This is a genomic window from Lentisphaera araneosa HTCC2155 (genome assembly GCF_000170755.1).
GTDB classification, from domain to species: Bacteria; Verrucomicrobiota; Lentisphaeria; order Lentisphaerales; family Lentisphaeraceae; genus Lentisphaera; species Lentisphaera araneosa.
The window spans coordinates 42,561-54,504 of the sequence record NZ_ABCK01000007.1 but is presented as its reverse complement, the minus strand read 5'-3'; the positions used below and the strand labels follow the sequence as shown (position 1 = coordinate 54,504).

Here is an 11,944-nt window from a genome sequence, read left to right as displayed (position 1 = left end):
TCTATTATTAGTCATCTTTTTGAAAGTACGCTACTTACAACGAAATTTGGGATAAAACGCATGAATGTCATAAAAATAAAAATTCTCTCTTATATTAAAAATATGAGGAAAATTATTTTCGCTTGCCCACTTTGTAGTGAAAACAATTCTCTCATTCACGAAGAATTTACGAATGAAGAAACTCTCATTGATTTTCGTTGTCCCAATTGTGCTCGCAGCTTCCGTGGTGACTTTTCAGCTCTACAAGAAATTGAGCAAAGCGTACACGGTAAAAGATGAAGGCAACCCTCTGGATTTTGAGTATTGTCACTGTTTCTCTCTTGGGAACGGCCGGGTGGTTACTCTGGGAAAATGATCAGCTCAAACAAAATAAAGCTCAACTCGAAAGTGAACGTACTGAACTGCTCGAACAAAAGTCTGGTTTAGAGGATCACCTTAGTACAAAGGAAAAAGAACAAATTGAACTCTCTCAGGCACTTGACCAAGAGATCAAAAAACAAGAAGCCCTAATCGAAGCGCATCAACAAACACTCGACGAGTTTAAACGAAGTGTCGAAGAAGAGAAAGAAGAGATGTCGACTCTACATAGCAAGTTGGTTGAAGAGCTACAAAATGAAATCACTAGTCGTGAGATCAAGCTCAAGGAACTCAATGGCCGAATTAGCTTGAGCATGGAAAATAAAATTCTATTCCCATCAGGTACGGCAAACCTTGGGGATCGTGGAACAGAAGTTCTCAATAAAATTAGCGATGCCCTGAGTGAAACCACAGATCACATTATTCGAGTGGAAGGTCATACCGATAATGTTCCTTTATCCGGTAAAGGGCTTTATAAAAATAACTGGGAACTCTCGGCAGCTCGCGCTCTCTCTGTTGTGAAAGAACTACTCATTACTCAGCAACTCAACTCAAAAGATATCGAAGCTGTGGCCATGGGTGAGTTTCATCCCGTTGCAGATAACACGACTAAAGACGGACGTGCCCAAAACCGCCGGATCGAAATTTACCTAAGCCCTAAACCCGAAAGCCAAGTATTGACAGAATCAATATCGGGTGACCCAATTATTGATTAGGGCGCAAACACTCTTATACATATATTAAAGGCAGCTAAAAATTACGGAGCCTAAAAAACCAATGACACCCCAAACACGCCGCTTGATACCTGTTGCATTCGCTAACTTCTTCGGCACACTCAATGATAATGCTTTTAAGAACATTTCTATATTGATTATGGCCATGTCTATAACTGATAGTAGTGAAGAACTGATTTTAAACGCGCGTATTTCCATTGTTTTTACAGTCCCTTTTATCCTCTTCTCTGTATTTGCTGGCTGGGCAGGCGATCGTTTTTGTCGCCACAAAGTCATGGGCTTTGCCAAAGCCTGCGAGCTCCCCATTATGCTCGTAGGCTCTGTAGCTGTTATGCTCTATGATTCGTCAAATCCAAGCCCTCTACTTGGTGGCTTACTCTATAGCTGTGTTTTCCTCATGGCCGTTCAATCAACTTTTTTTGTTCCCGCTCGCGCTAGTATTATGCCTCAGCTTTTTAATGAACAAGAAATCAAAGATGCCAATGGTAAACTCGAGCTTCTCAACTTTGCCGGAATCATCTTAGGTACGGCTCTTGCCGGCGTTTGCGTTACCTACAAAGCTTCTCTCCTCGTTCTCCCCATATTTGCTATTATCGGCTGGTTTTTTATTCGCAAAACTCAAGCTGTTGAAGCCGCAAACCCCACCCTGCCTTTTTCCCTTAACCCGATTAAAGAACTCGCAGGCCCAATGAAAACGATTCGCCAAGATAAAGGCCTTCTTGCAGCAGCCATTGGTGAAACTATTTTTTATAGTATTGGCATTGTCCTCGTTTTCGCGATTCTCACTATGGGTAAGTATGACTTGATGCTCAGCGACATCGAGCGTTCACTCATGTTATTACCTTTGACTTTCGGTATTGGTCTCGGTTGCTTTGTGGCTGGTCGCCTCAATCACACCACTATGAACCGTGGGCTTTGTGTTCCGGGTCTCATGGGCATGACCTTTGCTCTCTGCCAACTTATCTCAACTTCAAATCCAACTATCGCAAGTCTATGGATTCTATTGGCCGGTTTTTTTGGTGGACTTTTCGTCTTGCCAATTAAAGTTTATCTTCAAGAAGAAACTCCTGAGAAAGAACGCATGCGCATTATGGCAGCTGAAAACATCCTCGTTTTTCTCGGTATGCTCTTTACCACATGGTTAACCTATGAATTTGGGAAGCGCAGTGGTGACCTTACATCTCATTCAGTTATTTGGGCTTGCTCCTTAGCACTCGCTTTAACCTGTATTCCGGCCGCAATTATTCTTTCCAACAACTTCCTTAGGCTCCTAGTTTTGGGTCCCATTCGACTCAACTACCGTATCAGAGGGCGTGGTTTAGAAAATGTTCCGCACGATGGTCCCCTACTCTTATTGCCGAATCACTCAACCTGGATTGATGGTTTTTTACTTTCTGCCGCGATTCCACGTAATATCGTGTTTATGATTGATTCCACCTATTATTATAAACCTTTGCTCAAGCCCTTTTTTGAGATGTTTGATTTCCTCCCAGTAAATACCGGTAGAAAGTCAGTTCTTCAGTCCCTCGAAGCTGGGCGCCAAGCTTTGGCCGATGGTAAAGCTTTGTGCTTATTCCCCGAGGGTGTGCTCACTCGTTCTGGTTTCATGAATGAATTTAAAAGTGGTTTCCAGCGCGTACTTAAAGGAAATGAGGACGCCACTGTTCTTCCCGTTTATATGGGAGGCACTTGGGATAGTACCTTCAGCTTGCGCAGTGGCGAAAGACTCAGCCTCACAAATACCGTCGGTCCGCTCCCTCCTAAAATCAGTGTACACGTAGGCGAAGTCGTTCCTCACGATATTCCTGCCCTCGAACTTTGGGAAAAAGTCAAAGAACTCGAGTTTATCGACCACAAAATACGCGCAGATGAAAATGTCCCTGGCCCAGTGAAATTTTTACATCATGCCAAGTTTAATCCCTTTGGTTCCATTTTTATTGACCCCGACAAGGGCCCTATTAAGAATTTGCCTCTACTGATTAAAATTTTAGCGCTTTCCGCAAAAATTAAAAAAGTTCATGGTAAAAAAGAATACACGTCCATCTTACTCCCCAATACAGTGGCTGCAGTGAGTTCTGCTCTTGCTGCTTATTATCAGGATTCCGTTCCCGTATTCCTCAACTCAACTGTTTCAAAAGATGGCTTGGCCCATGCCTTAAAAACAACTGATTGCCAACACGTGATCACTTCCAAGCTCGCCATCAAGAAAATGAAAATTGAGTTGCCGGAGAGCTGCACACCCGTTTACTTAGAAGATATTGCTAAAAGCATTACTAAAGTCGATGTCATCAAAGCCCTACTCAGTATTGCTCGCCCTTCTAGATCAATCTGCAAAGCAAAAATTGATGATACCGCAACGATCCTTTTCTCAAGTGGTTCTACGGGGACTCCCAAGGGTGTTGAACTGACTCACCTCAATGTGAGTTCTAATCTCGACTCTTTGGGAATGGTCTGTGATTTAAATCAAAATGATGTGGTTTTAGGTCACATGCCCCTCTTCCATGCCTTTGGTTACCTATCCGCTTTCTACTTACCTATTAGTCAAGGAACTCCCGCGGTTATGCAAGCGAACCCGCTCGATGCTAAAGCCGTTAGTGAAAATATGGGTAAATATGCTTGCTCAATTCTCTTTGCCACACCGAGTTTCCTCGCTAATTATACGCGTCGTTGTAAAAAAGAAGATTTCAGTAAACTCCGCCTCGTGCTTGTGGGTGCTGAAAAACTTAATGCAAATACCTCAAAAGAGTTCTTTGAAAAATTTGGTGTCCTACCCACAGAGGCTTATGGCGCCACCGAGCTTGCTCCTGGTGTGAGTTTTAATGCTCCCGTAAAAATTTGGGAATTGGGCAAAAAACACTTACGCGATAATTCCGTCGGCCGCCCCTTGCCTGGTATTCAAATCAAAACGGTTAACCCCGATACACTCGAAGATTTAGCCCATGGTGAAGATGGTTTACTTCTAGTGCGCAGTCCAGGCACCATGCGGGGCTACCTCAAAGATCCCGACCGTACGAATGCCGTTCTCAAAAATGGTTGGTATATAACGGGTGATATTGCATCAATCCATCGCGATGGCTCGATTCAGCTTCAGGGACGTCTGTCTCGCTTCAGTAAAATCGCTGGTGAAATGGTTCCCCATGGAGCTGTGGAAGAAGTACTTCATCAGGAAGCTAGTACTGATCCATCACAACTCGCCGTTATGGGTGTTCCCGATGAAGCGCGTGGGGAAAAGCTCATTGTCTTGTTCACTGAACTCGACAAAGACATTGCGGAAATCATTGAAAGTTTGCGAAGTCACGGCCTGCCGAATCTTTGGATTCCACGTCCGCAAAACTTCATCCAAATTGATGAAATTCCACTTTTGGGCTCAGGAAAAGTCGATCTCAAAGGACTTAAAGACTTGGCAATCAAAATGGTAGAAAAACAGAACGCATGAAAATGACCAGGGAAATTTTTACTTTGAAAAATCAATTAGTCAGTTTGATGAAATAGCGATATCGCATTAGATTCAGCACTCGCTTAACTGGACCCTATGGTTTTTATTGTTCAAATCCGGTTAGGTTTAGACACTTTTAATTATAATGTAACAAGGAAAATAAAATGAAAAGAACTTATCAACCTTCAAAGTTGAAGAGAAAAAGAATGTGTGGTTTCCGCGCTCGTATGGCTACAAAGAGTGGTCGCAAACTTATCGCTAGAAGAAGATCCAAGGGTCGCGCTAAGCTTACGCAAGCCTAATTTGGCATCCTGAAAGGTGACTGAACCCTCTCAAGATTCTCACAAAAAAAGCTTAGTTACGCTCAGTTCTGACTTAAGTTTTCCAAAATCGCACAGGCTCGTAAAAGGACATGAATTTCGCTACATGCGAGAAAATGCTGAAAGCATACGCGGGAAGTCCATTATCTTATGCTATGCACCAGCGCCTGACGATCAACGAAGACTAGGAATTGTCGTAAGTAAAAGGTTTCATAAACACGCTGTAAAGAGAAACCGAGCTAAGAGAATCATTCGAGAGGCCTATCGTCACCTTCAGGATAAACTTCCGAATTGCTGGTTTGTCATCATTTCCCGGGCCCATTTATCGGGTAAGAGTTCCATCGAAGTACAGGAAGAACTCTTAAAGCTTATCGACAAAAGCAAATTAGTGTGAAGAAAATAAGTTTGGCTGCGCGCTTCGCAATGATAATTGTGTGGCTTTATCAAAAATGCCTTTCTCCCCTTTTCCCTCCCGTTTGCAGATTTCATCCCAATTGTTCGAACTACTCCCGTCAAGCATTAAGCACTCATGGTTTTTTACGCGGCTTTTACTTGACGATAAAAAGAATTTTTAAATGTCACCCTTTCTATAAGGGCTCGAACTATGATCCAGTTCCTGACAAAAAGGTGACAAAAAGAGAGAAATAACTCTTATGGATAAGAAAGGATTAGCCTGGCTAATTATTCTAGGTCTTTCGCTTTACCTCATTCTCAATACTGAGAACGATAAAATCAATCAAAAGTTTTTTGGTATTGAGCCCCAAGCTGCAGCTCCCGTAGAAGAAAATACGGATACTGCTCTAAGTTCAGATGTAGTTTCACCGACTTCTACGACAAACGAAAAAACTATTGCTGAGCCCAAGCAAGAAATTGCCAAGACTGAAATCAAAGAAGAACTCCCTAAGGAGCTCAATACTGAACTTCCCCTACACACGCTGAGTGTTGGTGAAAATTTCACACTCAATATTCGTCCTGGCCAAGGCCTGAAAGATGCTCAACTCAATGAGTACTTTACAACGAGTGCAAAAGATCAAAACGTTAAAATTGGTGACAAAAATACGCCCAGCTTTAGCCTCTCTGGGGTTGCGGAAAAATGGGAACTCATTGATCTCCGCGTCAAAGAAAAGTCAAATGACAAACTCATTACTGAAGCCGCCTACACTTTTGAAGGTCAAAGTTTTGCTGTTCAAAGTACTTGGGAACTTGAAGAAGATTATCACTTCGCTTTAAACCACAAGCTTATCAATACTTCCGATAAAACTTTAAATGTTAGTGGCCTCTACCTCAACTGCGGTTACATCCAACCCATTCAAATGGGCGAGCATGGCTTCTTTACTCAACAGGCCATTGGTAATGACCAAGCCATTGATACGATTCTTAAGAAAGAACGCAAAATTGAAACTCACATCAAAACTAGCATTGATGGCGATATTCAAGATAAAGTTGAAGAAGCTCAAGATCAAGGACGCGTTCTTAAAGACCCTTTCATGGTCTACTCGCCAGATCCTGATGATAACGACAGCTACGATTGGATCGCCGTTAAGAATCAGTACTTTGCTTTTATCGCCGATACCACAGATTCATTTGCCACGGTAAGAACCAAAACGAAAGAGATCATTTCTCCTACTAAAAATGAAGACGGTAGCCAAGACAAATACGACTTGCTCTTTGCAGAAGGTCAAATCTCTGACTTTGATTTAGCACCTGGTGCTTCCAAAGAAATCGTACTCGATATCTATGCTGGGCCACAGGAAATTCACGTTTTAGAAAATCTCGGTAATGACAAGAAAGGCATCATGCAGCTCAACATGTTCATGAACATGAAGGTTTCTTGGTTGGGGTTTTTATCAGAAATGATTCTCAAAGCACTCTTCTTCTTCAATGGCTTCGTCAATAGCTTTGGCCTCGCCATCATTTTACTTACTATCAGTGTTAAACTGCTTTTCTGGCGTTTAACGAACAAGAGTAACAAATCAATGAAAAAGATGGCTGTACTCGGCCCTCGCATCAAAGAAATTCGCGAAGAGAACAAAGACAACCCACAAGTCATGAACCAAAAGGTTATGGCCCTCTATCGTGAAGAAGGCGTCAACCCCGCTGGTGGCTGTCTTCCCATGCTCTTACAAATGCCTATTTTTATCGCCCTTTTTAATGCACTTCGTAGTGCCATTGAATTACGCCACGTAGAATTCCTATGGATAACGGACTTATCGCAGCCCGATACCCTAGGCTTTATTCCTGGTGTCCCAATTAGACCCCTAGTAATTATCTGGGCTCTATTAATGCTCGTTCAGCAGAAAATGACTCCTTCCTCTGCGGATGAAACTCAGAAAAAAGTCATGATGTTTATGCCTATTATGATGCTGTTCTTCTGTTACGGCATGCCTGCTGGTCTCACACTCTACTGGTGCTTCCAGTCGCTCATGACACTTATTCAATACAAACTCAACAACCGGACTACAGACGGCACTCCAGCTCCAGCTGCTGCCGCAAAATGATTAGGAGAAATCATGGAAACTAAGACACAAGAATGCGAAAAATCTAAACGCGTATTTGAAACTATTATTACACTCCTCGGCCAAAAGGCTGAAGTTGCTCACAAGTACACAGGTAAAAACATTGTCCTCAACGTAACTTCCGAAGACCCAGGTCGCCTTATCGGACGTAGAGGTATTGCCCTCAATAGTATTACACACCTCATGAACCTCGTTCTTAAACGTGAAGATGGTGAGCACCCTCACGTCGTTATCGATGTAAAAGGTGTAGGCGAAGAAGACAGAGGCGAACGCGAACGCGGACCTCGTAATAAGCGCAACAACAATAACAAGCGCAACAACAATAACCGCCGCAATAATAAAAATGAAAACGGTGAGCAAGACGGCCCTCAGGATAAAGCTGAGTCTAAAGACGAAGCTACTGAAAAGCCCGCTCCTCAAGAAAAGAAAGAGCAGAGTGCTCCTCAAGCTAAAGCTGAGCCAAAAGCTGAAACTACTGAGAAACCCGCCCCTAAGGCTGAACCAAAAGCTGAAGCAGCTGAAAAGCCTGCTCCTAAGCAAGACGCTCCGAAAGCTGAAGCTGAGCCGAAAGCTGAAGCTGAGCCGAAAGCTGAAGCTACTGAAAAGCCGGCTCCGAAAGCTGAACCAAAGAAGAAGCTCTCTCGCTTAGAGATTGAATGTCGTAACTCTTCACGTGAAGTGAAGAAATGGGGTGAGGATGCTTACTTACCACCAATGACTGAAGGCGACTGCTTCAAAGCTCTCGACTACTTCAAAAACGACAAAGAAATCATTGCTGAAATCGATGAGAATCGTACTTCTGGTGATAAAAAACGAGTTAAGCTTTCTATTAAGCAATAAACTCGATTAGATTGATTTTAGCCCCTCACTTCGAGGGGCTTTTTTTTGCTTAGGGCAAATAGCCGTGATTGCTCAAGTCCTCAATCACATCAGTAAATTGTTTAGTAAACTGACTCAGCGCTTTTGGGAACTCTTCTAATTTATCAGCCTTGATATGCTCTTCCAAAACTTGGCAACTAAAAGCTAAGTCTTTGGCTCCAATAACGGCTGATATCCCCTTGAGGGTATGAATTAAACGACTTAAGTCTCCAAAATTGCGCTTTTGATAGAGCTCATTTAAAGTCGTCAACAGATCACTGTATTCATTCACAAATTCATGGAGGAGCTTATCATAAAGCTTTTCACTATCATTGGTGTAATGAATCCCCTCTTCCACATTAATCTTTTTGAAATTAAACTTCTCTATAAAGTTTTTATGTTCGTCCTCTCCTTCACTAGCTCTATTCTTAATCACCTTTTCTTTCGGTAACCATTTCACCAAAACCGAGAGTAAGTCTTCATTATAAAAAGGTTTAATGAGACGATCATTCATTCCTTCGTGTAAGTACTCGTAACCCTGATCAACAAAGGCATTTGCGGTCACCGCAATGATGGGAGTATCCTTATTAAGGCCCCCAACTCGAATATTTTTAGTGGCTTCTAGGCCATCCATAATTGGCATCTGAATATCCATTAAAATGATGTCGTAGGTTTTCTTCTGACACATCTCAACAGCATCTCGGCCATTCACAGCGCTATCGGTCACTATGTCCAAACATTCCAACATTTCTAAAGCGACAAAGCGATTCATTTTGTTATCATCGACAAGAAGTAAGTCAATATCTTGGAACTTGACCTGAGTCTTTTTATCCATGTGGCGAACAATATTGGTTTCGATTTTTTTGTTACTTAACATTTCTTTAATTGAAGAATAAAGGATCTGAGGATAAATCGGTTTAAAGAGAATATTCTGATCACTCGATAAAGATTGGTGAATTGTTTCCTGTGGGTGGGCTGTATAAATGATCGGAATCCCTATTTTTTCGAAGACATCGCCACAGTTGCGGTAAGGGCAAATCATCAGCTGGTATTGTTTCTCATCTTTTTTCGCCTCAAAATATTCACTAGGTGATTCAAAGCAATCGACTGACATATAAGCCGCTTCCAAACTCTTCTCAATAGAGTCACGTAAAGGTTTTGAGCTTTCAATTAACACGGCTTTTTTGTCCGCCATTTTCCCAAAATCACGAGTTTTAGTTCGGTCCTCTAATGGGATTTCAAAATTGGCTGTAAAACAAAAAACACTGCCCTTATGCGGCATGCTATCGAGCCAGATTTCCCCACCCATATATTTGACAATTTTTTTGGAAATTGACAGGCCTAAACCCGTTCCACCATATTTTCTCGTCGTCGATGTATCCCCTTGAGCAAAGGGCTGAAAGAGTCTATTTCTTTGAGTATCACTTAAACCAATCCCCGTGTCTTCCACTGAAAACTGAAGACAAATTGAATCTTCTTTTAGTTCTTTCTCATCAACCGATAAGATCACATGCCCCTTGCGGGTATACTTTAATGCATTGCCTAACAAGTTGAGCAAAACCTGTTCAAGACGAAGGGGATCACCTACTAACTTGTAGGAAAGGGGGCCAGGAAAAATCAGATCAACGTTACGATTCGTCATGCGACCTCTCAGTGTGCCTCCTACTTTTTCTAAAACTTCATTCAATTTAAAGGGGATTTTCTCCATGGTCATTTTACCTGCTTCAATCTTAGAAAAATCTAAAATATCATTGATGATAGTCAGTAGATTCTCACTGGACTGCTTAATTTTATAAAGGTACTCTTCGTGCTTTTCACCAGATTTATCCTTCAAGCCCAGCTGCGCTAAACCAATGATCGCATTCATCGGGGTGCGAATTTCATGACTCATATTTGCCAAAAATTCGGACTTTGCAGTATTCGCCGCTTCAGCTTCTTCTTTAAGTTCCTGTGACTGCTTATTAGAGCTTAATAATTGCTTGTTAAGTGTGTACAGTCGACGAAGCCATATAAACACGACAAATAGTACTAAAACACTTACCAGAAAAACTCTCCAGAAATAGCCATGCTCCCTAGATTGCCCCATATGATCACGACCCCAACGCTCTTTGATAGATTTGTGTTCTGCATCACTTATCATACTGATAGATTTGTTGAGAATATTCACTAACTCAGGGTAGTCGTGATGCACTCCAATAGATAAGTCACAACGAAAAGGAGCTTCACCCGAAATTTTTAAATCAGAGAATTTCTGATCTTTTAAACAGCGTGATACTTCCGCCAAATTACCTACAAAAGCAAAAGCTTCTCCCCTTGATACCTTTATTAAAGATGTGGTCACATCATCTTCTAAAATTAGCTCTAAGTCACTATGCTTATAACGCAAAATTTCATGTGCAGGGCGATTTCCCACCACAGTTATTTTACGACCTTTTACTTGCTCAAGAGTGCTAATTAAAGTCGTTTCTTTGTCGGTCACAATAACAAAGGGGAAAGAGAGATAGGGTTTGGTGAAACTTAAATACTGTTGTTGCTGAGGTGTTTTTACTACCGTGTCTAAAGCGTGTAATTTTTCCTCTTTTAAATAGCCAACCGTTTTTTCCCATGAGTCGTTTCTCACAAAACTAAAATGTAAGCCTGACTTTTTAGAAATGAGTTCTAAATAATCGCTGGACAAACCTTTATATACTTTTCCTCCTTCTTCGAACTCATGCCAGGACTCATCAATTCCTATCATAATTTCTGGTGTATTAGCTATCCATGTTTTTTCTTTTTCGGTAAACTTTAGCTCTTCTGACTTTCGCTTCCCGAAGAACCATTGCTGCCGCAAAGAGTAGCGATCTTCCTCGCTAATACTATTCATCGCTTTTTGCAGAATATCTTTTAAAATTTTCCAATCTTTACGTACGGCTAAATAATGAGTCCCTTGACGTTGTTCAGGAAAGCCTAACTGAGTTGTGAGCTTTAAGCCTTTAATATCATAGGCATGCATTAAATAGTCCATGGTGTTTACTTCCTCCATAAAAGCATCCGCCTTACCTGCAGCAACGGCCCTGAGACCATCTTTTGCAGTTTTAACCATGATAAAATTGATCTGTGGGAATTTTTCTTTAACAGGCTGAACGGTCACATAATCTTCGACCATGGCCAAAGTTTTTCCTTTCATATCCCCTAATATTTTAATCTTTGTCTCGTTTTGACGAATCGCCAAAGTGTTCACTGTTTCTAGGTAGGCTTGTGTGTAATGGAGAAACTTTTCTCTTTCTTCTGAATAACTAATAGGATGTATAATGTCGATCTTTTTCTCTCGACTCATCCTCAATAATTGTTTCCAGGAATAACCACTGATGAATTCAACTTCCACACCCAAGCGTTCAGCTAATAGTTTAATATAACCCACGCTGTAACCTTGAGCCTTTCCCTTAACATTAAAGTCATACGGAGCCCAATCCAGTTCATTACTTACGCGCAAAACGGGATGCTGCTTTAGCCATTCTTTTTCTTCATTGCTTAAACCCAAGTTCCCTTGAGAAAACACTGACAAACTGATTGCCAAAAAGAAAAATATTTTATACATCATTATCTAAAAACCTTGTCTCACATTCTATCCAATATATATACTACAGAAAGAGAAAGCGAACTTTGTCTTTTCATCGTGTCAAAAACAGCCGTATAAAAAACCACATCAACAATAATCCATCTTGGGACTTCCTCATTTGTAAA

At 41.5% G+C, this 11,944-nt stretch carries 9 protein-coding genes; 8 read left to right on the top strand and 1 reads right to left on the bottom strand.

Translation table 11 applies throughout. The features are described 5' to 3' along the window. The first annotated feature begins 60 nt into the window (after window positions 1-60). From LNTAR_RS08625 to LNTAR_RS25435, 8 genes are all read left to right on the top strand, one after another. Window positions 61-279, top strand: coding sequence for a hypothetical protein (locus LNTAR_RS08625; protein WP_007278294.1), 219 nt, complete (start codon window positions 61-63; stop codon window positions 277-279). After that, on the top strand, window positions 276-1,073 hold the full coding sequence (locus LNTAR_RS08620) for an OmpA family protein (protein WP_007278293.1): 798 nt from the start codon (window positions 276-278) through the stop codon (window positions 1,071-1,073). The genes LNTAR_RS08625 and LNTAR_RS08620 overlap by 4 nt, the downstream gene beginning before the upstream one ends. Window positions 1,074-1,134: 61 nt before the next feature. Beyond that, window positions 1,135-4,527: an MFS transporter gene (locus LNTAR_RS08615; RefSeq protein ID WP_007278292.1), complete on the top strand. Its 3,393-nt coding sequence runs from the start codon at window positions 1,135-1,137 to the stop codon at window positions 4,525-4,527. Between the two features lie 164 nt (window positions 4,528-4,691). Beyond that, window positions 4,692-4,829, top strand: coding sequence for a 50S ribosomal protein L34 (gene rpmH, locus LNTAR_RS08610; protein ID WP_007278291.1), 138 nt, complete (start codon window positions 4,692-4,694; stop codon window positions 4,827-4,829). A gap of 16 nt (window positions 4,830-4,845) precedes the next feature. Then, window positions 4,846-5,241, top strand: a complete 396-nt coding sequence (gene rnpA / locus LNTAR_RS08605; protein WP_007278290.1) for a ribonuclease P protein component — start codon at window positions 4,846-4,848, stop codon at window positions 5,239-5,241. A 29-nt stretch (window positions 5,242-5,270) separates the two neighbouring features. Continuing rightward, window positions 5,271-5,495 (top strand): membrane protein insertion efficiency factor YidD, encoded by a 225-nt coding sequence (yidD, locus tag LNTAR_RS26580; protein ID WP_238527749.1) that lies wholly within the window; start codon window positions 5,271-5,273, stop codon window positions 5,493-5,495. 5 nt (window positions 5,496-5,500) lie between these two features. Further along, a complete protein-coding gene (locus tag LNTAR_RS25440) occupies window positions 5,501-7,345 on the top strand; it encodes a YidC/Oxa1 family insertase periplasmic-domain containing protein (RefSeq protein WP_007278289.1) in 1,845 nt (614 codons plus the stop codon). Window positions 7,346-7,357: 12 nt separating this feature from the next. After that, window positions 7,358-8,203: a KH domain-containing protein gene (locus LNTAR_RS25435; RefSeq protein WP_007278288.1), complete on the top strand. Its 846-nt coding sequence runs from the start codon at window positions 7,358-7,360 to the stop codon at window positions 8,201-8,203. 49 nt (window positions 8,204-8,252) lie between these two features. Here LNTAR_RS25435 and LNTAR_RS08590 read toward each other — a convergent pair whose 3' ends face one another. Beyond that, window positions 8,253-11,801 carry a transporter substrate-binding domain-containing protein gene (locus LNTAR_RS08590; RefSeq protein WP_007278287.1) on the bottom strand — a complete coding sequence of 1,183 codons (3,549 nt, stop codon included), beginning with the start codon at window positions 11,799-11,801 and terminating at the stop codon, window positions 8,253-8,255. Between the last annotated feature and the right edge of the window lie 143 nt (window positions 11,802-11,944).

What these genes read in the sequence shown, in the direction of transcription:
- LNTAR_RS08590 (WP_007278287.1), bottom strand. Translation starts at nt 11,801, where the DNA reads ATGATGTATAAAATATTTTTCTTTTTGGCAATCAGTTTGTCAGTGTTT.
- LNTAR_RS08615 (WP_007278292.1), top strand. Translation starts at nt 1,135, where the DNA reads ATGACACCCCAAACACGCCGCTTGATACCTGTTGCATTCGCTAACTTC.
- LNTAR_RS08620 (WP_007278293.1), top strand. Translation starts at nt 276, where the DNA reads ATGAAGGCAACCCTCTGGATTTTGAGTATTGTCACTGTTTCTCTCTTG.
- yidD (WP_238527749.1), top strand. Translation starts at nt 5,271, where the DNA reads ATGATAATTGTGTGGCTTTATCAAAAATGCCTTTCTCCCCTTTTCCCT.
- LNTAR_RS25435 (WP_007278288.1), top strand. Translation starts at nt 7,358, where the DNA reads ATGGAAACTAAGACACAAGAATGCGAAAAATCTAAACGCGTATTTGAA.
- rpmH (WP_007278291.1), top strand. Translation starts at nt 4,692, where the DNA reads ATGAAAAGAACTTATCAACCTTCAAAGTTGAAGAGAAAAAGAATGTGT.
- LNTAR_RS25440 (WP_007278289.1), top strand. Translation starts at nt 5,501, where the DNA reads ATGGATAAGAAAGGATTAGCCTGGCTAATTATTCTAGGTCTTTCGCTT.
- LNTAR_RS08625 (WP_007278294.1), top strand. Translation starts at nt 61, where the DNA reads ATGAATGTCATAAAAATAAAAATTCTCTCTTATATTAAAAATATGAGG.